We start from the raw sequence: 20930 nt of genomic DNA on the forward strand, positions 1-20930 counted from the left end.
GGATCAGCCGCAGGCTTTCAAGTTTACCGGGCCGACGAATTCATTGCCGCGTCCCATCACGCACGCCACGCTCTGATTGCGTTGACGTTCCCAGTCCTGCACCGGGTAGGTCTTGTCCCACGCCTCGTACAACTGCCGATCCTGTTTCGAAAGGCGCAAGCCGTATTGCTTGCTCATGTAGAAATAGGTGCGAGCGATCATGCCGCGAATCGACGGGCGAGGCATGACCTTCTTGGCCTTGAAGTCGACCTGGGTCAGGCACGATCCGTACTGTCCGGATTGCACCGGCAGCCAGCCATAACTGAAGTTGCTGCGATCACCGTTGACCTCACCAATACTCGGCACCAGGTTGTGCAGATCGGCCTCGGCTTTCTGATAGCTCGGGTCATAGCGGGTGCAGTTCTTGCGTCCGCCCGACTGCCAGCATTGGCGCTGGTGACCGAACTCCCACGCCGGGACAATGTGCTCCCATTCAATGCGCGAAGCGCGCTTGGCGTTTTTACGTGGTACGTAGCCGCAAGCCTTCAAGTCCACCTTGTTGCCGGTGTACTTGCACCCGCAGTAAAACTCGGTGGACTGCGGTGCATACAGTTTCCAGGCGACCTTCTTGGCCTCGGTAAAGGTGCGGGGTGCGCCAGCCTGGGCGCCAAAAGCGATGAACAGCAACAGCAAAGCAAAACAGCGGACACTCATTGAATCAATCTTCCTTCGGCACAACCCAAAAAATCTGCACGCCGCCATCGTCGCGATAGGCGAGTGTGACGTTGTCGTTCTCGTCGATTTCCTCGAGCAGTTGCTCCCATGCATCCACAGGCTCGTCCGGCAGACGGAAGATCAGTGCGGCTTTGGCTTTTTGTGCGGTAGGGGAATTGATGATTTTCTGAACGCGCATGCCCATGCGTTCGTAAGCGTCAGGAGCATCAGGAGAGGTGGCCACGAGGTTATCCTTATTAAGCTGTACGTGCATACAGTATTTAACTGTAAGCATTTTCGCAACTGCTTAAAATTCAAGAAAATCCTCTGACAGCGCTTTTCCGATTTTGGTGTAGGTCGGGTCGATTATTTTGTACGAAAAATTCGCGCTCAGCGTAGGCGGCAGCACCACCCGCCGTGTGGGCGAGTGGTAAGCAGGTTGCCCGACCCGGACAGGGTCAGGCGAAGGCCAATCAGTATTCCCAGAACATCCGTTGCAGCTCTTTGCTGTCGTTGGTTTTGGTCAGGGCGACCATAGCCAGGATGCGGGCTTTTTGCGGGTTCAGGTCGTGAGCGACCACCCAGTCGTACTTGTCGTCAGGCTGTTCGGCGTTGCGCAGGACGAAACCGCCGGCGTTGACGTGGGAAGAGCGGATGATCTGCACGCCATCTTTACGCAGGGCTTGCAGGGATGGCACAACGCGGGAGGACACCGAGCCATTGCCGGTACCGGCGTGGATGATGGCTTTGGCGCCGGCCTGGGCCAGAGCCTTGTAGGCGGTGTCGTCGACATTGCCGTAGGAGTAGGCGATTTCTACGTCAGGCAGGCTCTTGATGTTCTTGATGTCGAATTCCGAATCCATGGTGTGGCGTTTGGCTGGCAAGCGGAACCAGTAGGATTTGCCTTCAACCACCATGCCCAATGGGCCCCAAGGGCTTTTGAACGCCTCGGTCTTGATGTTGATCATCTTGCTCACGTCGCGACCGGACTGGATCTCATCGTTCATGGTCACCAGCACGCCTTTGCCGCGCGCATCTTTGCTGCTGGCGACGGCGACGGCGTTGTACAGGTTGAGCATGCCGTCCGCCGACATGGCGGTGCCCGGACGCATCGAGCCGACCACGATGATCGGCTTGTCGGTTTTTTCCACCAGGTTCAGGAAGTAGGCGGTTTCTTCCAGGGTATCGGTGCCGTGGGTGATGACGATGCCATCGACGTCTTTGCTGTCGGCCAGTTCGGATACGCGGCGCCCGAGTTGCAGCAGGTTGTCGTTGGTGATGCTTTCCGAGGCGATCTGCATGACCTGTTCGCCACGCACGTTCGCCAGTTTGCTCAGCTCGGGGATGCCGGCGATCAGTTGTTCAATGCCGACCTTGGCCGCCTGATAGGTGGCGCTGTTGGCGGCGCTGGCGCCGGCACCGGCAATGGTGCCGCCCGTGGCAAGCACCACGACGTTGGCGAGTTTGGTCTGGGTTTCGACTTCTTTTGCCTGAAGGGCAGTTGGCAGGAGCAGGAGGAGGGCCAAAGCGCCCGGAACCAAGGTGTTGAAAGCAGATTTCATTATTTTTCTCTCTAGTAGTGAGACGGTGCTGATGCAGGTTCATCTAGATGCGCCCCGAGCCGATCTGAATGCCCGAGGTGCAGGCTAGGGAGCAGGATCTGTACCAGCGCTACTTTGCTTTAGAGAAATGTTTAACCTGATGATTTATATCAATATTTTGTAAGTTGGCGGATTCTTGAGTGAATGGCTTATCCGGGTTTCCGAACAAAGAAAGCTTTCGTGTTCGGTTCACCGAAAGGGACTACACCTCCTGGCGACCGCAACGGCTTGCCGGTTCAGGTTCTCTGCTAAAGAAACCCGTCAGCAGGCCGATGGCTGTGGAAGGAAACGTTTATTTAGGGAGTTCACATGTCACTGACGATCGGTTTTTCAAATCCCGGCTCAGTCACCATTGGCGGTAAAACCGCAGCGACAATCAATGCAATGAACCAGGCGGAAGCAGATGCGGCCGACGAGGCGCTTGGCGTTGAAAAAGAACCGAGCAATCAAGTCCGCACTGGTGGTCCTGCGCAAGAAGCCAGCAAGGCGGATAGCGCTGACAGCGGCGATAATCTGAGCGTCACCGTGAAAATGCTGCTCAAACGCATGCAGGAATTGCAAAAGCAACTGCAGGAGCAGCAACAGCAACTGGCTGCAGCCCAGGCCGCGAGCTATCCAACACCTGAGGCCAAGTCGCAGGCGGTCATGTCGGTCCAGGGACAGATTGCACAAACCAGCGGGGAGCTGATGCAAGTGGCGGCGGCGCTGGTCAAGGAAATGTCCAAGGATTCCACCAGCGGCAACCTGGTCAGCACCACGGCCTGAGCGGTAAGGGGCGAATCAGACGATTGCGCCCCGCAATACAACGACGATTTCTGATTGTTGACAAATGTCGGCGGGATTCGCATAGTTCGGTCTACGCAAACGTTTGCGCGGCTTTTCCGGTGCGCTATTGCTCCGGCGACAGCGCTGAAGCTTACGCCAGCGCGAGCGTTGCTCACAATAATCATAAGATCGGAGTGAACCCATGAAGCTGCCATTCGCTGGACGTCTTCTTGCTGTCGCTATGCTGGCTGCCGCAGCCGCCGCGCTACCTGTCTCTTCGGCCTTCGCCGAGTCCCCGGAAAAACCCAAAGTCGCACTGGTCATGAAATCCCTGGCCAACGAATTCTTCCTGACCATGGAAGATGGCGCCAAGGCCTACCAGAAAGAACACTCCGCCGACTTCGACCTGATCTCCAACGGCATCAAGGACGAGACCGATACCGCCGGCCAGACCCGCATCGTCGAGCAGATGATTCTGGCCAAGGTCAACGCGCTGGTCATCGCGCCGTCCGATTCCAAAGCCATGGTGCCGGTGATCAAGAAAGCCGTCGATGCCGGCATCACCGTGATCAACATCGACAACCAGCTCGATCCGCAGATCGTCAAAAGCAAAAACATCAGCGTGCCTTTCGTAGGCCCGGATAACCGTAAAGGTGCACGTCTGGTCGGCGAATACCTGGCCAAGCAACTGAAGGCCGGTGACGAAGTCGGCATCATCGAAGGCGTATCCACCACCACCAACGCCCAGCAACGCACCGCAGGCTTCAAGGATGCGATGGAGGCGGCGCAGATCAAGGTGGTGTCGCTGCAATCCGGCGACTGGGAGATCGACAAGGGCAACAAGGTTGCCGCGTCGATTCTCAGCGAATACCCGGATGTGAAGGCGCTGCTGGCGGGTAACGACAGCATGGCCGTTGGCGCTGTTTCCGCTGTGCGCGCTGCCGGCAAGGCGGGCAAGGTCCAAGTGGTCGGTTACGACAACATCAATGCGATCAAGCCGATGCTCAAGGATGGTCGTGTGCTGGCGACGGCCGATCAGTTCGCTGCCAAGCAGGCCGTGTTCGGTATCGAGACTGCGCTGAAAATCCTCAAGGGCGAAAAAGTCGACAGTGGCGTCAATGGCGTGATCGAAACGCCAGTCGAGCTGGTCACCAAGTAAGTCTTCCGGCGACACAACGGCGCTCGTCCGTCCGGACGAGCGCATGGAGAGTTTTTTATGTCAGTTTCCGCCCCGAACGCTGTCCTCTCGGTCAGCGGTATCGGTAAGACCTATGCGCAACCGGTGCTCACGGGCATCGACTTGACGCTGATGCGCGGTGAAGTGCTGGCGCTGACCGGCGAGAATGGCGCCGGCAAAAGCACGCTGTCGAAGATCATTGGGGGGCTGGTTACGCCCACCACCGGTCAGATGCAATTCCAGGGCAAGGACTACCGTCCGGGCAGTCGCACCCAGGCCGAAGAGCTTGGCGTGCGCATGGTCATGCAAGAACTCAATCTGCTGCCGACCCTGTCGGTGGCGGAAAACCTGTTTCTCGACAATCTGCCCAGCAACGGCGGCTGGATCAGTCGCAAGCAATTGCGCAAAGCCGCGATCGAAGCCATGGCACAGGTCGGCCTCGACGCCATTGACCCCGACACCCTGGTCGGCGAACTGGGCATTGGCCATCAACAGATGGTCGAAATCGCGCGCAACCTGATCGGCGATTGCCATGTGCTTATCCTCGATGAACCGACCGCGATGCTCACCGCCCGCGAGGTGGAAATGCTCTTCGAGCAGATCACTCGTTTGCAGGCGCGTGGCGTCTCCATCATCTATATCTCCCACCGTCTCGAAGAGCTGGCGCGCGTCGCGCAGCGCATTGCCGTGCTGCGTGATGGCAATCTGGTCTGCGTCGAGCCGATGGCCAACTACAACAGTGAGCAACTGGTCACCTTGATGGTCGGCCGCGAACTGGGCGAACACATCGACATGGGCCCGCGCAAGATCGGCGCCCCGGCACTGACGGTCAAGGGCTTGACCCGCTCCGACAAGGTGCGTGATGTTTCCTTCGAAGTGCGTGCCGGCGAGATCTTCGGGATTTCCGGGCTGATCGGGGCAGGGCGCACCGAATTGCTGCGACTGATCTTTGGCGCCGATCTGGCCGACAGCGGCACGATTGCGCTGGGTTCGCCGGCGCAGGTAGTCAATGTGCGTTCGCCGGTTGATGCGGTGAAGCATGGCATTGCCTTGATCACCGAAGACCGAAAGGGCGAAGGCCTGCTGCTCAGTCAATCGATCAGCGCCAACATCGCCCTGGGCAACATGCCGGAGATTTCCAGGGCAGGGATCGTCAATGCCAGCGACGAAATTTCCCTGGCGCAGCGTCAGATCGACGCCATGCGCATCCGCAGTTCCAGCCCGACACAATTGGTGTCGGAATTGTCCGGCGGCAACCAGCAGAAAGTGGTGATCGGTCGTTGGCTGGAGCGCGATTGCTCGGTGCTGTTGTTCGACGAGCCGACTCGCGGTATCGACGTCGGTGCCAAGTTCGATATCTACGCCTTGCTGGGCGAGTTGACGCGTCAGGGCAAGGCACTGGTGGTGGTTTCCAGTGACCTGCGCGAGCTGATGCTGATCTGCGACCGGATCGGTGTGCTGTCGGCAGGGCGTTTGATCGACACCTTCGAGCGCGACAGCTGGACCCAGGATGATTTGCTTGCCGCCGCGTTCGCCGGCTACCAAAAACGTGATGCGTTGCTCAATGAAGCGGCGCCTAGGGATCTCCCATGAAAACTGCATCTTCTGCCGGCAAACGTAGTGGCAATTTCTACGGTCTGGGCACCTATCTGGGCCTGGCCGGGGCCTTGTTGGCGATGGTGGCGCTGTTCTCGATGATGAGCAGCCACTTTCTGTCCTATGACACTTTCAGCACGCTGGCCAACCAGATCCCCGATCTGATGGTGCTGGCGGTGGGCATGACCTTTGTACTGATCATCGGCGGCATCGATCTGTCGGTCGGTTCAGTGCTGGCGCTTGCCGCCTCGACGGTCAGCGTGGCGATTCTCGGTTGGGGCTGGGGCGTGTTGCCAGCCGCATTGCTCGGCATGGCGGTGGCGGCACTGGCAGGTACGGTGACCGGTTCGATCACCGTGGCGTGGCGCATTCCGTCATTCATCGTTTCGCTCGGTGTGCTGGAAATGGCCCGTGGCCTGGCGTATCAGATGACCGGTTCGCGCACCGCCTACATCGGTGATTCGTTTGCCTGGCTGTCGAACCCGATCGCGTTCGGCATTTCGCCGTCGTTCATCATTGCCTTGCTGGTGATCTTCATTGCGCAAGCTGTACTGACCCGCACCGTGTTCGGTCGTTACCTGATCGGTATCGGCACCAACGAAGAAGCGGTGCGTCTGGCCGGGATCAATCCCAAGCCGTACAAGATTCTGGTGTTCAGCCTGATGGGCCTGCTCGCTGGTATCGCCGCGCTGTTCCAGATTTCCCGTCTGGAAGCGGCGGACCCGAATGCTGGTTCTGGCCTTGAGCTGCAAGTGATCGCCGCCGTGGTGATCGGTGGCACCAGTCTGATGGGTGGCCGTGGGTCGGTGATCAGCACCTTCTTTGGCGTGTTGATCATTTCGGTACTGGCCGCCGGTCTGGCGCAGATCGGTGCCACCGAGCCAACCAAGCGCATCATCACCGGCGCGGTGATTGTCATTGCGGTGGTGCTCGATACCTATCGCAGCCAGCGCGCCAGTCGACGGGGCTAAGAAATGGCAACGATCAAGGATGTGGCGGCGCTCGCGGGGATTTCCTACACCACGGTTTCTCACGTGGTGAACAAGACTCGCCCGGTCAGTCAGGAAGTGCGGCTGAAAGTCGAGGCGGCCATCAAAACCCTCGATTACGTGCCGAGTGCGGTGGCGCGCTCGCTGAAGGCCAAGACTACTGCGACCATTGGCTTATTGGTGCCCAACAGCCTCAACCCGTATTTTGCCGAGTTGGCGCGGGGTATCGAGGATTACTGCGAGCGTAACGGCTACTGCGTGATCCTCTGCAACTCTGATGACAACCCGGAAAAACAGCGCAGCTATTTGCGTGTGCTGCTGGAAAAGCGCATCGACGGTCTGATCGTCGCCTCCGCGGGTGGCGATACCGGTCTGGCACAAGGACTGGCGGGCGTGAAAACGCCAATGGTCATCGTCGACCGGGGGCTTGAAGGCGTGGATGCGGATCTGGTGCGCATTGATCATGAATATGGCGCCTATCTGGCGACTCGTCACCTGCTGGAGTTGGGGCATCGTGACATCGCCACCATCGGTGGTCCGTCGAGTACCAGCGTGGCGCAAATGCGTCAGGCCGGTTTTTGTCGGGCGCTGAAGGAGGCGGGAGTCATGGTGCGTCCCGAGCGGATACTGGAAAGCGATTTCACCAGTACCGGCGGCTACAACGCAGCGGCGATCCTGCTCCAAAGCAATCCGCCAAGCGCGATCTTCGCTGGTAACGACATGATCGGTATCGGTGTGCTGCGTGCGGCGGCGGAGCGCAATGTGCGCGTGCCAAGCGAACTGTCGGTGATCGGTTTCGACGATATCCAGATGAGCCGCTATGTGTACCCGGCGCTGACCACTGTCGGCCAGTCGATCCTGCAGTTGGGCGAAATGGCTGCCGAAGTGCTGCTGCGAAGGATTGCTACCCCGAGCCTGGTCACCGATCAACGGATCGTGACCCCGAGTATTGTCTTGCGCGAATCGACTGCGCCGCTGTCCGGCGTGTTCACCGAGTACCGCTGAAACCGAATTGACGAGTAGTGATGTATGCCAGCAAATGTAGTGGTAATAGGCAGCCTGAACATGGACCTGGTCACCCGGGCGCCACGGCTGCCCAAGGGTGGGGAGACGCTGATCGGTCATTCCTTTGCCACCGTGTCCGGCGGCAAGGGCGCCAATCAGGCAGTCGCTGCTGCGCGTCTGGGGGCACAAGTGGCGATGGTCGGCTGTGTTGGCAACGATGACTACGGCGTGCAATTGCGCGACGCGTTGCTGGCCGAGCACATCGATTGTCACGCTGTGAGCACGGTTGAGGATTCCAGTGGTGTGGCGCTGATCGTGGTGGATGACAACAGTCAGAACGCCATCGTGATCGTCGCCGGCGCCAACGGTGCAATGACCCCGGCCGTGATTGACCGCTTTGATGCGGTGCTGCAGGCGGCCGACGTGGTTATCTGTCAGCTGGAGATCCCGGATGCGACGGTGGGTCATGCGCTCAAGCGCGCACGTGCGCTGGGCAAGACCGTGATCCTCAATCCGGCGCCGGCCAGTCGTCCGCTGCCGGCAGACTGGTTTGCCGCCATCGACTACCTGATCCCCAACGAAAGTGAAGCCGCTGCGTTGAGCGGGTTGCCAGTCGATTCGTTGGAAACCGCAGAAAGCGCGGCCAGCCAGCTGATTACCATGGGCGCGGGCAAGGTCATCATTACCCTCGGTGCGCAAGGTTCACTGTTTGCCAATGGCAAAGGGTTCGAGCATTTCCCGGCGCCGAAAGTGAAGGCCGTCGATACCACCGCCGCGGGCGATACCTTCGTCGGCGGTTTTGCCGCGGCGCTCGCCAGTGGCAAATCCGAGGCCGAGGCAATCCGTTACGGGCAGATCGCGGCAGCATTGTCTGTGACCCGGGCCGGCGCACAACCTTCCATTCCAACGATGTCCGACGTACAGGCGTTCAAACCCGCATGAAAAAGACTCCACTGCTCAACGTCGCGTTGTCGCGGCTGATCGCCTCCCTGGGCCATGGCGACATGGTAGTCATCGGTGATGCCGGACTGCCGGTGCCGCCAGGTGTCGAGTTGATCGATCTGGCCCTGACCCACGGTGTTCCGGATTTCATCGGCACGCTGAAAGTCGTGCTCAGTGAGATGCAGGTGGAGCGCCATGTGCTGGCCAACGAAATCCTCGCCAAGCGGCCGACTGCATTGGCCGTGCTGGATGAGTTGCAAGAAGAGGGCGCTCTCGGTCGGCGCGATCTGCTGACTCATGAGCAATTCAAGGTTCTCAGCCGACAGGCACGGGCGATTGTTCGTACAGGCGAATGTCAGCCGTACTGCAACATCGTGCTGGTGGCCGGGGTAACGTTCTAATCGGGTTTTCGACCCTTTCATTTTCATCAGCACAAGGAATGCGCCATGCACCGCTATGCTCAAAAACTCCACCAATTGCTTCGGAGTCTGCTGCTTTTGTCTTTTATTACCGCCACCGGCGCTCAGGCTGCTGAAAAGATCGATCTGATCATCGACACCGATCCGGGTGCTGACGACGTGGTCGCCTTGCTGTTCGCCCTGGCTTCGCCGGATGAACTGAACATTCGCGCACTGACCACCGTGGCCGGCAACGTGCGTCTCGACAAGACTTCGCGTAACGCGCGCCTGGCTCGCGAGTGGGCAGGGCGAGAAGATGTTCCGGTCTATGCCGGTGCGCCGAAGCCACTGATGCGTACGCCGATCTACGCCGAGAACATCCATGGCAAGGAAGGCCTGTCGGGTGTCACCGTGCATGAGCCGAAAAAGGGCCTGGCCGAAGGCAATGCGGTCAACTACCTGATCGACACTTTGAAAAAAGCCAAGCCGCACAGCATCACCATCGCCATGCTCGGCCCGCAGACCAACCTTGCGCTGGCGCTGATCCAGGAGCCTGAGATCGTTAATGGCATCAAGGAAGTGGTGATCATGGGGGGCGCGCATTTCAATGGCGGCAACATCACCCCGGTGGCCGAATTCAACCTGTTCGCCGACCCGCAAGCGGCGGAAGTGGTGCTCAAGAGTGGCGTGAAGCTGACCTACCTGCCGCTGGACGTGACCCACAAGATCCTCACCAGCGACGCGCGTCTGAAGCAGATTGCTGCGCTGAACAACAACGCGAGCAAGATCGTTGGCGACATCCTCAACGAGTACATCAAGGGTGACATGGAGCACTACGGTATTCCGGGTGGCCCGGTGCATGACGCGACCGTGATCGCTTACCTGCTCAAGCCTGAGCTGTTCACCGGTCGCTCGGTGAACGTGGCCATCGACAGCCGTGAAGGGATCACTTTTGGCCAGACTGTCGTCGACTGGTACGATGGCCTGAAACAACCGAAGAATGCATTCTGGGTCGAGAACGGCGATGCCCAGGGCTTTTTCGATCTGCTGACCGAGCGTCTGAAGCGCTTGAAGTAAGGCATGGACCCGCAGGTGCCAGCCTGCGGGTCGTTACTCCCTCTCGGTGTCCTGCGCGCCCTTGTGCTCGTGCTGATAGCGTTCGAAAATCTGGGCGATAAACGTCTGCGCACCTTGTGTTCCCATGGTCTTGACCAGCAGATCGATGCTGATCAACGCCAACTCCTCCGAACTGCCAGGGCTATATGAACTGTGCCCCTTTGGCCAAAGAACCTTGATGTCGGCGTTGATGCTTACAGTGCTCATGAATGTGCTCGAAAAGTCGGGAATGTCTGTGCCTGAGTTAACCACTTTGTCGGGCGTTTGGCACTGCGACTTAGGCATGAGCGCGACGCTATGCGACACTTGGTCTTTTCCGGCTGATCCAAGGAATGTGCTGTGCAGATCGATTTGAACACCCCCGACGGCCTCACACTCGACGCTGTGCGCCAGTTGCTGGCGTCGGCCAGCGATGATGTGCACACGCAACTGCGTGTGACCAAGGGTGGGATTGCCTATATCTCTTCCGGTGTGACCGGCGGGCAGGACATCGATGGCCTGCTGTTTCGTCTGGAAACCTGGGCCAAGGGTTCGGGGTATGTCGGCAACGTCGCGGCCAGCGATGAAGTCTGGGTGATGCAGATTTTCAACGCGCTGAAAGACAGCTGGCCGAATCCGCCGCTCGATTACATCGACGTCTATTGAGCTTCGTTAATATTCGGTGACGATTGCGTGAGGATGCGGTGCCCGCACTTCAGGCAGACTCGGCGTTTTTCCGGATTGTGGGGCAGGGTGGCAGCACTTGTTGTGAAACCAAACGCCAGATTGGCGGTCGCACGATCTCAGCTTAACCATTTGAAAAAAGGAGGCTTCATGCCTTTGAAGTTCGCGTCACTGGGTGCACTTATGGCCGTTGCCATGTTGGCCGGTTGCAGCACAACCTTCAGCGAGTCGGCAAAGGATCCTGTGGCGACCGATGCCGGTCATAGCCGCTGTGAAGCAAAGGCAGCGGAATTTGCCATCGGTAAAAAAGCTTCGCCGGAATTGCTCGATCAGGCTCGTGCCAAGGCTGGCGCGCAAAACGCTCGATTCCTCAAGCCAACGGACATGATTACTCTGGAGTATCGTTCCGATCGCTTGAATCTGAATACCGACAACAACCTGGTAGTCACCCGCGTCAACTGCGGCTGATCGCTGACCGCTTTTGTTGCAGGCATAAAAAACCCCGTCACATGGACGGGGTTTTTTTAGTGCGCCGGGAAATTACTCTGGGCGAACTTGTGCAGCTTGCATACCCTTTTGGCCTTTCTCAGCCACGAAAGAGACGGTCTGGCCTTCTTTCAGGCTTTTGAAACCGTCGGATTCGATAGCTTTGAAGTGTACGAACAGGTCGTCACCGCCACCTTGAGGAGTGATGAAGCCGAAGCCTTTTTCATCGTTGAACCATTTAACGGTGCCGGTTTGGCGATTAGACATGGTGTATCTCCAAGAAACATATATTTTCAGTAGTACTGTGCTGCTCAGGCCAACTGGGCACACCGGAGTATCATAGTCGAAATGTTCGCTTTGGTAGCCCCCCGGACGTGCTGTTTGCTTTCATATTGCATCGATTTCGACCTCTGAAATGTCTGCAAGCCCCGGTTTCAGTGGCTTTCAGCCGAAAGAAGAGGGTGTAAAAAAAGCTATAAAACCTGCGTAAATTATCGATTTCGGGGTCTTTTTGGCGGTTTTCAGCCTGCTGGACGCCCGAAAAAACATTCGTCAGCGCTTATTTCTGCACGCGGCAAACCGAGATTTCTTTCAGTGCGCGCTGACCCAGTTCACCACTCGGCGGGGTGTTCTTGTCCATCAGCTGTGCGATCTCTTGGGTGGTGAATTTCTTTTCCAGAACGTCGGCACCGCAAGCACAGTGCTTATTGGCTTCGGCCGGATTGACGCTCTTGCTGGCTGCGGCGGTGCAGTCGTTCATGTACTGGGCTTTGACGCCGGCAGGCCAGGCCGCGTTGGCACTCAGCGGCAGCAGCAGGGCCAGCGGGGCCGCGAAAGCAAAAAGTCGGATAAGGCGCATGTCGGAAACTCCTTGGGTTGATATCGGCGACGATTCTCAGCTTATTTGAGGCAAAGCGTATATCCCAAGTTCACTTCGCGCCGCAAAAATGCGCAAATCAGCAACACCTCAATTCGATGACGTCGATGACCGCTCATCTGTGCTAGCATGCCGGGCTCAAGCGTTCTCAGGCTCCGGAAGGCCTTCAGCCCCGGCAGCGGTCAGCGTGCGAATATTCTGATTTGAATCCCAGTCACTCTGGTTCGGTTTTCCGGTTGGCCGCAAGGCTCCTGCCGCTGTAAGGCAGGCGTTCGTCATTGAATGGCCTGGATCGGATCTTGTACTGGCTCATCCCAACCCACGTGACCTTTGGTAGGGGTCACCACTAGGAGAGGAGGCGCCATGCCAACTATTACTCTTCCCGACGGCAGTCAACGTTCATTCGATCACCCGGTTTCCGTAGCCGAGGTCGCCGCATCCATTGGTGCCGGTCTGGCCAAGGCCACCGTGGCCGGCAAGGTCAACGGCAAGCTGGTCGACGCCTGTGACATCATCGACAGCGACGCGACGCTGCAAATCATCACGCCAAAGGATGAAGAGGGGCTGGAGATCATTCGCCACTCTTGCGCGCACCTGGTTGGCCACGCGGTCAAGCAGCTGTACCCGACTGCGAAAATGGTCATCGGCCCGGTCATCGACGAAGGCTTCTATTACGACATCGCCTTCGAGCGTCCTTTCACGCCGGACGACATGGCCGCCATCGAACAGCGCATGCATCAGCTGATCGACAAAGATTACGACGTCATCAAGAAAGTCACTCCGCGCGCCGAAGTGATTGAAGTGTTCAAGGCCCGCGGCGAAGACTACAAGCTGCGTCTGGTCGAAGACATGCCGAACGAGCAGGCCATGGGCCTGTACTACCACGAAGAATACGTCGACATGTGCCGCGGCCCGCACGTGCCGAACACGCGTTTTCTGAAATCCTTCAAGCTGACCAAGTTGTCCGGCGCCTACTGGCGCGGCGATGCCAAGAACGAGCAATTGCAGCGCGTTTACGGCACAGCTTGGGCTGACAAGAAGCAGCTGGCGGCTTACATCCAGCGCATCGAAGAAGCGGAAAAGCGCGATCACCGCAAGATCGGCAAGCGCCTGGGCCTGTTCCACACCCAGGAAGAAGCACCGGGCATGGTGTTCTGGCACCCGAACGGCTGGACCCTGTACCAAGTGCTCGAGCAGTACATGCGCAAGGTGCAGCGTGACAACGGCTACCTGGAGATCAAGACACCGCAAGTGGTCGATCGCAGCCTCTGGGAGAAATCCGGGCACTGGGCCAACTACGCCGACAACATGTTCACCACCGAGTCGGAAAGCCGCGACTACGCCATCAAGCCGATGAACTGCCCGTGCCACGTGCAGGTATTCAACCAGGGCCTGAAGAGCTACCGCGAGCTGCCGATGCGTCTGGCCGAGTTCGGTGCTTGCCACCGTAACGAGCCGTCGGGTGCGCTGCACGGCATCATGCGTGTGCGTGCGTTCACTCAGGATGACGCCCATATTTTCTGCACCGAAGAGCAGATGCAGGCCGAATCCGCAGCGTTCATCAAGCTGACCATGGACGTTTACCGCGACTTCGGCTTCACCGACGTCGAGATGAAGCTGTCCACTCGTCCGGAAAAGCGTGTGGGTTCCGACGAGTTGTGGGATCGCGCCGAAGCGGCACTGGCTGCAGCCCTTGACAGTGCTGGCCTGCCGTACGATCTGCAGCCAGGTGAAGGCGCGTTCTACGGGCCGAAGATCGAATTCTCGCTGAAAGATTGCCTCGGTCGTGTGTGGCAATGTGGTACTTTGCAGCTCGATTTCAACCTGCCTGTCCGTCTTGGCGCCGAATACGTCTCCGAAGACAACAGTCGCAAGCACCCAGTGATGTTGCACCGGGCGATCCTCGGTTCGTTCGAGCGTTTCGTCGGGATTCTGATCGAGCACTATGAAGGTGCATTCCCTGCGTGGCTCGCGCCAACCCAGGCAGTGATCATGAATATCACTGATAAACAGGCAGATTTTGTTGCTGAAGTGGAAAAAACTCTCAACGAAAGCGGATTTCGTGCCAAGTCCGACTTGAGAAATGAAAAGATCGGCTTTAAAATCCGCGAGCATACTTTGCTCAAGGTTCCCTATCTTTTGGTTATCGGAGATAAGGAAGTCGAGATGCAGACTGTCGCTGTGCGTACTCGTGAAGGTGCTGACCTGGGCTCGATGCCCGTCGCCCAGTTCGCTGAGTTTCTCGCGCAAGCGGTTTCCCGGCGTGGTCGCCCAGATTCGGAGTAATTATTATTAAGCGTGAAATGAGACAAGATAAACGAGCTGCACCGAAAGCCCCGATCAACGAGAATATCTCGGCACGCGAGGTTCGGTTAATTGGCGCTGATGGCGAGCAGATTGGCATCGTCTCGATTGATGAAGCGCTTCGTATTGCTGAAGAAGCAAAGCTTGATCTGGTAGAAATCTCTGCTGACGCAGTCCCACCGGTTTGCCGGGTGATGGACTACGGCAAATCGATCTTCGAAAAGAAGAAGCAGATTGCAGCAGCGAAGAAAAACCAGAAGCAGATTCAGGTAAAAGAAATCAAGTTTCGTCCAGGGACGGAGGAAGGGGATTACCAGGTAAAACTGCGCAACCTGGTACGTTTCCTGAGTGACGGGGACAGGGCCAAGGTATCCTTGCGATTCCGCGGCCGTGAGATGGCCCACCAGGAGCTGGGGATGGAACTCCTCAAGCGGGTTGAAGCTGACCTGCTCGAGTACGGTTCGGTCGAACAGCATCCTAAGATGGAAGGACGCCAGCTGATCATGGTCATCGCCCCGAAAAAGAAGAAGTAATCAACAGGGCACGGCAGGCCTTCTGATTATGTTTATCAACTGAATGCGGAGTATCCGAACATGCCAAAAATGAAAACCAAAAGTGGTGCTGCTAAGCGGTTTCTGAAAACTGCTAACGGTATCAAGCACAAGCACGCTTTCAAGAGCCACATCCTGACCAAAATGTCGACCAAGCGTAAGCGTCAACTGCGCGGTAGCAGCTTGCTGCATCCGTCTGACGTGGCAAAAGTCGAGCGCATGCTGCGCCTTCGTTAATTTTAGTCAAGAATAGAGGAAGTAACTCATGGCTCGTGTAAAGCGTGGCGTCATTGCCCGTAAGCGTCACAAAAAAATTCTGAAACTTGCTAAAGGCTACTACGGCGCACGCTCCCGCGTATTCCGTGTTGCCAAGCAAGCGGTAATCAAGGCAGGCCAATACGCCTACCGTGACCGTCGTCAGAAAAAACGTCAGTTCCGCGCTCTGTGGATCGCTCGTATCAACGCTGGTGCTCGTGTTAACGGTCTGTCCTACAGCCGTTTCATTGCTGGCCTGAAAAAAGCGTCCATCGAGATCGACCGTAAGGTTCTGGCTGATCTGGCAGTGAACGAAAAAGCGGCGTTTGCTGCGATTGTCGAGAAAGCTAAAGCCACCTTGGCTTAAGTACCCCCGACAGTCACCCGGCCTCACCTCTGTGGGGCCAGGTGTTAAACGTCATAAATAGGGGAAGAGCCTTCAAGCTCTTCCCCTATTTTGTATCTGGAGTCTGTACATGGAAAACCTGGATGCGCTGGTCTCTCAAGCACTAGAGGCTGTGCAAAGCGCTGAAGATATCAATGCCCTGGAGCAAATCCGGGTTCAATACCTTGGCAAAAAAGGTGAATTGACTCAGGTGATGAAGACCCTGGGGAATTTGCCGGCAGAAGAGCGTCCGCAAGTCGGCGCCCTGATCAACGTTGCCAAGGAACGTGTCACAGGCGTTCTCAATGCGCGCATGGCTCTGTTTGAAGAAGCCGAACTGGCTGCCAAACTGTCTGCCGAATCCATTGACGTGACGTTGCCGGGCCGTGGTCAGACCTCCGGTGGTCTGCATCCGGTGACCCGGACTCTGGAACGAGTCGAGCAGTTCTTCACCCGCATCGGCTACGGCATTGCCGAAGGCCCTGAGGTCGAAGACGACTATCACAACTTTGAAGCGCTCAACATCCCAGGCCACCACCCGGCCCGGTCGATGCATGACACCTTCTATTTCAATGCGAACATGTTGCTGCGCACCCATACCTCGCCGGTACAGGTCCGCACCATGGAGTCCAAGCAACCGCCGATCCGCATTGTCTGCCCAGGCCGTGTGTACCGCAGTGACTCCGATATCACCCATTCGCCGATGTTCCACCAGGTCGAAGGCCTGCTGGTCGATCGCGACATCAATTTCGCCGATCTCAAAGGCACCATCGAAGAGTTCCTGCGGGTGTTCTTCGAAAAAGAGCTGGCCGTACGTTTCCGTCCTTCGTACTTCCCGTTCACCGAGCCATCCGCTGAAGTCGACATGGAATGCGTGATGTGCAGCGGTAAAGGCTGCCGCGTCTGCAAGCAGACCGGCTGGCTGGAAGTCATGGGCTGCGGCATGGTCCATCCGAACGTGCTGCGCATGTCCGGCATCGATCCGGAAGAGTTCTCCGGTTTTGCCTTCGGCATGGGCGTCGAGCGTCTGGCGATGCTCCGTTACGGCGTGAACGACTTGCGTCTGTTCTTCGACAACGACTTGCGGTTCCTCGCGCAATTTCGCTAGTCGTAACGAATTCTTAGGAGAGCAGGATGAAATTCAGTGAACAATGGCTGCGTGGCTGGGTTAGCCCGCAGGTAAGTCGCGACGAGCTGGTTGCTCGTCTGTCGATGGCGGGTCTGGAGGTCGATAGCGTGACCCCGGCCGCCGGTGTATTCAGCGGCGTGGTAGTGGGCGAGGTGCTGAGCACCGAGCAACACCCTGACGCCGACAAGCTGCGTGTATGCCAGGTCAGCAATGGCGCGGAAACCTTCCAGGTCGTGTGCGGTGCGCCAAACGTGCGTCCGGGCCTGAAGATTCCGTTCGCCATGATCGGTGCCGAACTGCCGGGCGACTTCAAGATCAAGAAGGCCAAGCTGCGCGGCGTCGAGTCCAACGGCATGTTGTGCTCGCAAGCCGAGCTGCAGGTCGGTGAAGGCAATGACGGTCTGATGGAGCTGCCGGCGGATGCGCCGGTGGGCGAAGATTTCCGTGTGTATCTGGATCTGGAAGACGCCAGCATCGAGGTTGACCTGACCCCGAACCGTGGCGACTGCCTGTCGCTGGCCGGTCTGGCCCGTGAAGTCGGCGCGCTGTACGACACGCCGGTCGCTCGTCCGGTGGTCATGGCGATTCCGGCTGTGCACGACGAAGTGCGTTCGGTAGAAGTGCTGGCGCCTGCCGCTTGCCCGCGTTATCTGGGCCGCGTCATCCGCAATGTCGACCTGTCCAAACCAACCCCGTTGTGGATGGTTGAGCGTCTGCGCCGCGCCGATGTGCGCAGCATCGACGCCGCGGTCGACATCACCAACTACGTGATGCTCGAGCTGGGTCAGCCGCTGCACGCTTTTGATCTCGCCGAAATCAATGGCGGCATCCGCGTGCGTATGGCGGAAGAGGGCGAGAAGCTGGTTTTGCTCGACGGTCAGGAAGTCAGCCTGCGTAGCGATACGCTGGTGATTGCCGACCATACCCGTGCTCTGGCGATTGCCGGCGTGATGGGTGGCGAGCACAGCGGTGTGTCCGCGACCACTCGCGACGTTTTCCTGGAAAGTGCGTTCTTCGATCAGATCGCTGTGGCTGGCAAGGCTCGCTCCTACGGCCTGCACACCGACGCTTCGCATCGTTACGAGCGCGGCGTGGACTGGCAACTGGCCCGTGAAGCCATGGAGCGCGCCACTGGCCTGCTGCTGGAAATCACCGGTGGCGAAGCCGGCCCGATCATCGAGACCGTCAGCGAGCAGCACCTGCCGTCGATCGCGCCGATCACCCTGCGTGCGCAGCGCATCACCCAGATGCTGGGGATGGAAATGGATTCGGCTCAGGTCGAGCGTCTGCTCAGCGCCTTGGGTCTGAATATTTCCACTGACGGAGCAGGGCAGTGGCGCGTAGAAGTGCCAAGCCATCGCTTCGACATCAGCCTGGAAGTCGATCTGATCGAAGAGCTGGCTCGCCTGTATGGCTACAACCGTCTGCCGGTTCGTTACCCGCAAGCGCGTCTGGCGCCACAGGCCAAGGCTGAAGCGCGCAGCGAATTGCCTGAGCTGCGTCGTCTGCTGGTAGCCCGTGGTTATCAGGAAGCGATCACTTACAGCTTCATCGATCCGAAGCAGTTCGAACTGTTCAATCCGGGCGTCGAGCCGCTGTTGCTGGCCAACCCGATTTCCAATGACATGGCTGCCATGCGTTCTTCGCTGTGGCCGGGTCTGGTCAAGGCGTTGCAGCACAACCTGAACCGCCAGCAGGATCGCGTGCGTCTGTTCGAAAGCGGTCTGCGCTTCGTCGGTCAACTGGAAGGTCTGAAGCAAGAGCCGATGCTGTCGGGCGTGGTTTGCGGTAGCCGTCTGCCGGAAGGTTGGGCGCAAGGTCGCGACACCGTCGATTTCTTCGATGTAAAAGCTGACGTTGAAGCGGTGCTGGGCTTTGCCGGTGCGCTGGATACCTTCACTTTCGCTCCGGGCAAACACCCGGCGCTGCACCCGGGGCAAACCGCGCGCATCGAACGCGACGGGCGTGAAGTCGGCTTTATCGGTGCAATTCACCCTGAGCTGTCCAAGGCCCTGGGTCTGGATCGTCCGGTCTTCGTCTTCGAGCTGGTTCTGGCTGAAGTCGCTTCCGGAAAAATGCCGCAATTCCACGAGTTGTCGCGTTTTCCTGAAGTGCGTCGTGACCTTGCGCTGATCGCGCACAAAGACGTCGCGGCCTCGGCGGTATTGGGCGTAATCCGAGAAAATGCAGGCGAATGGCTCACGGATCTCAGGCTGTTTGACGTGTATCAGGGTAAAGGTATTGATCCTGATAGAAAAAGCCTTGCAGTTGGCTTGACCTGGCAGCATCCATCGCGCACTCTTAATGACGATGAGGTGAATTCGACGACGCAAAATATCCTCACCTCGCTCGAACAAAGGTTGAACGCCACGTTAAGGAAGTGACGTATGGGGGCTTTGACGAAAGCTGAGATGGCGGAACGTCTGTATGAAGAGCTGGGCCTGAACAAGCGGGAAGCCAAGGAATTGGTTGAACTGTTTTTCGAGGAAATCAGGCACGCTCTTGAAGACAACGAGCAGGTCAAATTGTCCGGTTTCGGCAATTTCGACCTTCGGGACAAGCGCCAGCGGCCTGGCCGCAACCCGAAAACGGGGGAAGAAATCCCGATCACGGCTCGCCGTGTGGTCACCTTTCGTCCAGGGCAGAAGTTGAAGGCCCGAGTTGAGGCTTATGCTGGAACCAAGTCATAACGACGAACTACCCGTCATCCCGGGCAAACGCTACTTCACCATTGGTGAAGTCAGCGAGCTGTGTGCAGTAAAACCACACGTGCTGCGCTACTGGGAGCAGGAGTTTCCTCAACTCAACCCCGTCAAACGCCGCGGAAACCGCCGGTATTATCAGCGCCAGGATGTGCTGATGATCCGGCAGATCCGCGCGCTCCTTTACGATCAGGGTTTCACCATCGGCGGTGCGCGTCTGCGTTTGTCCGGCGATGAAGCCAAAGACGACACCACTCAATACAAGCAAATGATTCGCCAGATGATCGCTGAGCTTGAAGATGTACTGGTGGTTCTCAAGAAATAAAAAGCTGCGTTTGAATACTTCCAGTTTTCAAAAGCTTGCGCTATATTCTTGAGCGCTCTTCGAGATGAAGGGCAGGTTTCAAACCAGTCGGGGCGTAGCGCAGTCCGGTAGCGCACTAGCATGGGGTGCTAGGGGTCGAGTGTTCGAATCACTCCGTCCCGACCATATTTCCTGAGTAAAGTCAGACAGTTAAGCCGATCATATAGATCGGCTTTTTTGTGCCTGCGCAAAAAAGGTCGCTGGATGAAAAGTTTGGATCACTTGATAGACAAGCAGGATCCGGCGCTGCCCATCATTGAAAAAATGCTGGGGGAAGCCGTACTCAACTATCAGTTACTCCCTCCCTCCGCCGAAAATAGCAGAGTTCTTTCAGGTCTTCAGGTCACGACTAAATCGACTTTGGGTGCGATCGCTTTCGAAACGGGTGGGCTGCTGATTGATCACGGCTGGCTACGTGTGCTCGGCTCCGGGCATCCGCAATTACCGCGAAATCTTCTGGATTGGAATGGCGGCCGTGCTGATGCTTATATGTTGGTCGCCGACGATGCCGCTGGAGGTTTTTTTGCTCTCAATGGCGGTGGTTTGGGTGAAGAGGTTGGGGCGATGTATTACTGGGCGCCTGACACGCTGTTGTGGGAGCCATTGCACATTGCTTACACCGACTTTCTGGGTTGGGCGTTGAGTGATCGGCTCGCGACCTTCTACGACGGTTTGCGCTGGAACGGCTGGATTCGCGACCTGCAGGCGCTGGAAGCGGATCAGTGCTTTTCGTTTTTCCCGTTTCTCTGGACTCGGGAAGGCTCAGTCGAAAAGAGTCGTCGTACGGCGATTGATGTTAGCGAACAGTTCGAAATGAATGTCGAGTTGGCACGCAAGCTCGGCAATGGTTCTGCGCAGCCAATCTGATGTCGGATTGATACTCTGCCAGCCAGGGCTGAAGATGCTCGCTCAGATACACGAATGAAGTGCAG

The 20930-nt window shown here is 57.7% G+C and carries 25 protein-coding genes and 1 tRNA gene; 20 read left to right on the top strand and 6 right to left on the bottom strand.

The genetic code is table 11. The annotated features are described in order from the left end of the window. Positions 1-3: 3 nt before the first annotated feature. The 3 genes from LCH64_RS09305 to LCH64_RS09315 all read right to left on the bottom strand — a co-directional run bounded on the left by LCH64_RS09305 (position 4) and on the right by LCH64_RS09315 (position 2255). Entirely contained in the window at positions 4-693 is a 690-nt protein-coding gene (locus LCH64_RS09305; RefSeq protein WP_064588319.1) for an endonuclease I family protein, read from the bottom strand. Between the two features lie 4 nt (positions 694-697). Further along, the gene (locus tag LCH64_RS09310; RefSeq protein ID WP_003226395.1) at positions 698-988 is read right to left on the bottom strand and encodes a DUF1654 domain-containing protein; all 291 of its coding nucleotides are present in this window, start codon (positions 986-988) and stop codon (positions 698-700) included. A gap of 178 nt (positions 989-1166) precedes the next feature. Further along, positions 1167-2255: an asparaginase gene (locus LCH64_RS09315; RefSeq protein WP_047597376.1), complete on the bottom strand. Its 1089-nt coding sequence runs from the start codon at positions 2253-2255 to the stop codon at positions 1167-1169. Positions 2256-2603: 348 nt separating this feature from the next. Here LCH64_RS09315 and LCH64_RS09320 point away from each other — a divergent pair, with 348 nt between their 5' ends. The 8 genes from LCH64_RS09320 to LCH64_RS09355 all read left to right on the top strand — a co-directional run bounded on the left by LCH64_RS09320 (position 2604) and on the right by LCH64_RS09355 (position 10243). Then, entirely contained in the window at positions 2604-3059 is a 456-nt protein-coding gene (locus LCH64_RS09320; RefSeq protein WP_226500042.1) for a hypothetical protein, read from the top strand. 202 nt (positions 3060-3261) lie between these two features. Next, positions 3262-4218, top strand: a complete 957-nt coding sequence (locus LCH64_RS09325; RefSeq protein ID WP_003226388.1) for a sugar ABC transporter substrate-binding protein — start codon at positions 3262-3264, stop codon at positions 4216-4218. A gap of 57 nt (positions 4219-4275) precedes the next feature. Continuing rightward, positions 4276-5829, top strand: coding sequence for a sugar ABC transporter ATP-binding protein (locus tag LCH64_RS09330; protein ID WP_103483617.1), 1554 nt, complete (start codon positions 4276-4278; stop codon positions 5827-5829). After that, positions 5826-6803, top strand: coding sequence for an ABC transporter permease (locus LCH64_RS09335; protein WP_003226385.1), 978 nt, complete (start codon positions 5826-5828; stop codon positions 6801-6803). The genes LCH64_RS09330 and LCH64_RS09335 overlap by 4 nt, the downstream gene beginning before the upstream one ends. 3 nt (positions 6804-6806) lie before the next feature. Continuing rightward, positions 6807-7826, top strand: coding sequence for a LacI family DNA-binding transcriptional regulator (locus LCH64_RS09340; protein ID WP_226500043.1), 1020 nt, complete (start codon positions 6807-6809; stop codon positions 7824-7826). 24 nt (positions 7827-7850) lie between these two features. After that, positions 7851-8768, top strand: a complete 918-nt coding sequence (rbsK, locus tag LCH64_RS09345) for a ribokinase (protein ID WP_226500044.1) — start codon at positions 7851-7853, stop codon at positions 8766-8768. After that, on the top strand, positions 8765-9169 hold the full coding sequence (gene rbsD, locus LCH64_RS09350) for a D-ribose pyranase (RefSeq protein ID WP_226500045.1): 405 nt from the start codon (positions 8765-8767) through the stop codon (positions 9167-9169). Before rbsK ends, rbsD begins: the two co-directional genes overlap by 4 nt. 45 nt (positions 9170-9214) lie before the next feature. Then, positions 9215-10243 (top strand): nucleoside hydrolase, encoded by a 1029-nt coding sequence (locus tag LCH64_RS09355; protein ID WP_003226378.1) that lies wholly within the window; start codon positions 9215-9217, stop codon positions 10241-10243. Positions 10244-10276: 33 nt separating this feature from the next. Here LCH64_RS09355 and LCH64_RS09360 read toward each other — a convergent pair whose 3' ends face one another. Further along, entirely contained in the window at positions 10277-10489 is a 213-nt protein-coding gene (locus LCH64_RS09360; protein WP_003226376.1) for a hypothetical protein, read from the bottom strand. A gap of 132 nt (positions 10490-10621) precedes the next feature. Between LCH64_RS09360 and LCH64_RS09365 the strand changes: the two genes are divergently transcribed. Together LCH64_RS09365 and LCH64_RS09370 are read left to right on the top strand one after the other, a co-directional pair. Continuing rightward, positions 10622-10927 (top strand): hypothetical protein, encoded by a 306-nt coding sequence (locus LCH64_RS09365; protein WP_226500046.1) that lies wholly within the window; start codon positions 10622-10624, stop codon positions 10925-10927. A 168-nt stretch (positions 10928-11095) separates the two neighbouring features. Then, positions 11096-11413: an I78 family peptidase inhibitor gene (locus LCH64_RS09370; protein WP_226500047.1), complete on the top strand. Its 318-nt coding sequence runs from the start codon at positions 11096-11098 to the stop codon at positions 11411-11413. A gap of 72 nt (positions 11414-11485) precedes the next feature. Here LCH64_RS09370 and LCH64_RS09375 read toward each other — a convergent pair whose 3' ends face one another. Continuing rightward, positions 11486-11698: a cold-shock protein gene (locus tag LCH64_RS09375; RefSeq protein WP_003179963.1), complete on the bottom strand. Its 213-nt coding sequence runs from the start codon at positions 11696-11698 to the stop codon at positions 11486-11488. Positions 11699-11990: 292 nt separating this feature from the next. Then, the gene (locus LCH64_RS09380; RefSeq protein WP_003226370.1) at positions 11991-12290 is read right to left on the bottom strand and encodes a hypothetical protein; all 300 of its coding nucleotides are present in this window, start codon (positions 12288-12290) and stop codon (positions 11991-11993) included. Positions 12291-12671: 381 nt separating this feature from the next. Here LCH64_RS09380 and thrS point away from each other — a divergent pair, with 381 nt between their 5' ends. The 10 genes from thrS (at position 12672) to LCH64_RS09430 (ending at position 20865) form a co-directional block, all read left to right on the top strand. Beyond that, the gene (gene thrS, locus LCH64_RS09385) at positions 12672-14594 is read left to right on the top strand and encodes a threonine--tRNA ligase (RefSeq protein ID WP_003226368.1); all 1923 of its coding nucleotides are present in this window, start codon (positions 12672-12674) and stop codon (positions 14592-14594) included. Continuing rightward, positions 14594-15145, top strand: a complete 552-nt coding sequence (gene infC, locus LCH64_RS09390; RefSeq protein WP_170929410.1) for a translation initiation factor IF-3 — start codon at positions 14594-14596, stop codon at positions 15143-15145. The genes thrS and infC overlap by 1 nt, the downstream gene beginning before the upstream one ends. Before the next feature lie 60 nt (positions 15146-15205). Continuing rightward, the gene (gene rpmI, locus LCH64_RS09395) at positions 15206-15400 is read left to right on the top strand and encodes a 50S ribosomal protein L35 (protein ID WP_002553160.1); all 195 of its coding nucleotides are present in this window, start codon (positions 15206-15208) and stop codon (positions 15398-15400) included. A 28-nt stretch (positions 15401-15428) separates the two neighbouring features. Then, a complete protein-coding gene (gene rplT, locus LCH64_RS09400; protein WP_002553161.1) occupies positions 15429-15785 on the top strand; it encodes a 50S ribosomal protein L20 in 357 nt (118 codons plus the stop codon). A gap of 109 nt (positions 15786-15894) precedes the next feature. Beyond that, positions 15895-16911: a phenylalanine--tRNA ligase subunit alpha gene (pheS, locus tag LCH64_RS09405; RefSeq protein WP_003226365.1), complete on the top strand. Its 1017-nt coding sequence runs from the start codon at positions 15895-15897 to the stop codon at positions 16909-16911. Between the two features lie 26 nt (positions 16912-16937). Then, positions 16938-19316 carry a phenylalanine--tRNA ligase subunit beta gene (gene pheT / locus LCH64_RS09410; protein WP_226500048.1) on the top strand — a complete coding sequence of 793 codons (2379 nt, stop codon included), beginning with the start codon at positions 16938-16940 and terminating at the stop codon, positions 19314-19316. Positions 19317-19319: 3 nt separating this feature from the next. Next, positions 19320-19622, top strand: coding sequence for an integration host factor subunit alpha (ihfA, locus tag LCH64_RS09415; protein WP_002553164.1), 303 nt, complete (start codon positions 19320-19322; stop codon positions 19620-19622). Then, positions 19603-19959 (top strand): MerR family transcriptional regulator, encoded by a 357-nt coding sequence (locus tag LCH64_RS09420; RefSeq protein WP_003179985.1) that lies wholly within the window; start codon positions 19603-19605, stop codon positions 19957-19959. Before ihfA ends, LCH64_RS09420 begins: the two co-directional genes overlap by 20 nt. An 88-nt stretch (positions 19960-20047) precedes the next feature. Then, a tRNA-Pro gene (locus LCH64_RS09425) sits at positions 20048-20124 on the top strand. 78 nt (positions 20125-20202) lie between these two features. Continuing rightward, entirely contained in the window at positions 20203-20865 is a 663-nt protein-coding gene (locus LCH64_RS09430) for a DUF2625 domain-containing protein (protein WP_226500049.1), read from the top strand. Positions 20866-20930: the final 65 nt, after the last annotated feature.

Source organism: Pseudomonas sp. MWU16-30322 (genome assembly GCF_020515535.1).
Classification (GTDB): Bacteria; Pseudomonadota; Gammaproteobacteria; order Pseudomonadales; family Pseudomonadaceae; genus Aquipseudomonas; species Aquipseudomonas fluorescens_H.

Excerpts from the sequence above, each read along its gene's own strand:
- LCH64_RS09375 (WP_003179963.1), bottom strand. The coding sequence starts at position 11,698 with ATGTCTAATCGCCAAACCGGCACCGTTAAATGGTTCAACGATGAAAAA.
- rbsD (WP_226500045.1), top strand. The coding sequence starts at position 8,765 with ATGAAAAAGACTCCACTGCTCAACGTCGCGTTGTCGCGGCTGATCGCC.
- LCH64_RS09360 (WP_003226376.1), bottom strand. The coding sequence starts at position 10,489 with ATGAGCACTGTAAGCATCAACGCCGACATCAAGGTTCTTTGGCCAAAG.
- pheT (WP_226500048.1), top strand. The coding sequence starts at position 16,938 with ATGAAATTCAGTGAACAATGGCTGCGTGGCTGGGTTAGCCCGCAGGTA.
- LCH64_RS09315 (WP_047597376.1), bottom strand. The coding sequence starts at position 2,255 with ATGAAATCTGCTTTCAACACCTTGGTTCCGGGCGCTTTGGCCCTCCTC.
- pheS (WP_003226365.1), top strand. The coding sequence starts at position 15,895 with ATGGAAAACCTGGATGCGCTGGTCTCTCAAGCACTAGAGGCTGTGCAA.
- LCH64_RS09320 (WP_226500042.1), top strand. The coding sequence starts at position 2,604 with ATGTCACTGACGATCGGTTTTTCAAATCCCGGCTCAGTCACCATTGGC.
- rpmI (WP_002553160.1), top strand. The coding sequence starts at position 15,206 with ATGCCAAAAATGAAAACCAAAAGTGGTGCTGCTAAGCGGTTTCTGAAA.
- LCH64_RS09370 (WP_226500047.1), top strand. The coding sequence starts at position 11,096 with ATGCCTTTGAAGTTCGCGTCACTGGGTGCACTTATGGCCGTTGCCATG.
- LCH64_RS09330 (WP_103483617.1), top strand. The coding sequence starts at position 4,276 with ATGTCAGTTTCCGCCCCGAACGCTGTCCTCTCGGTCAGCGGTATCGGT.
- LCH64_RS09355 (WP_003226378.1), top strand. The coding sequence starts at position 9,215 with ATGCACCGCTATGCTCAAAAACTCCACCAATTGCTTCGGAGTCTGCTG.
- LCH64_RS09430 (WP_226500049.1), top strand. The coding sequence starts at position 20,203 with ATGAAAAGTTTGGATCACTTGATAGACAAGCAGGATCCGGCGCTGCCC.
- ihfA (WP_002553164.1), top strand. The coding sequence starts at position 19,320 with ATGGGGGCTTTGACGAAAGCTGAGATGGCGGAACGTCTGTATGAAGAG.
- LCH64_RS09325 (WP_003226388.1), top strand. The coding sequence starts at position 3,262 with ATGAAGCTGCCATTCGCTGGACGTCTTCTTGCTGTCGCTATGCTGGCT.
- rplT (WP_002553161.1), top strand. The coding sequence starts at position 15,429 with ATGGCTCGTGTAAAGCGTGGCGTCATTGCCCGTAAGCGTCACAAAAAA.
- LCH64_RS09420 (WP_003179985.1), top strand. The coding sequence starts at position 19,603 with ATGCTGGAACCAAGTCATAACGACGAACTACCCGTCATCCCGGGCAAA.
- LCH64_RS09380 (WP_003226370.1), bottom strand. The coding sequence starts at position 12,290 with ATGCGCCTTATCCGACTTTTTGCTTTCGCGGCCCCGCTGGCCCTGCTG.
- LCH64_RS09305 (WP_064588319.1), bottom strand. The coding sequence starts at position 693 with ATGAGTGTCCGCTGTTTTGCTTTGCTGTTGCTGTTCATCGCTTTTGGC.
- LCH64_RS09335 (WP_003226385.1), top strand. The coding sequence starts at position 5,826 with ATGAAAACTGCATCTTCTGCCGGCAAACGTAGTGGCAATTTCTACGGT.
- LCH64_RS09340 (WP_226500043.1), top strand. The coding sequence starts at position 6,807 with ATGGCAACGATCAAGGATGTGGCGGCGCTCGCGGGGATTTCCTACACC.
- thrS (WP_003226368.1), top strand. The coding sequence starts at position 12,672 with ATGCCAACTATTACTCTTCCCGACGGCAGTCAACGTTCATTCGATCAC.
- rbsK (WP_226500044.1), top strand. The coding sequence starts at position 7,851 with ATGCCAGCAAATGTAGTGGTAATAGGCAGCCTGAACATGGACCTGGTC.
- LCH64_RS09310 (WP_003226395.1), bottom strand. The coding sequence starts at position 988 with ATGCTTACAGTTAAATACTGTATGCACGTACAGCTTAATAAGGATAAC.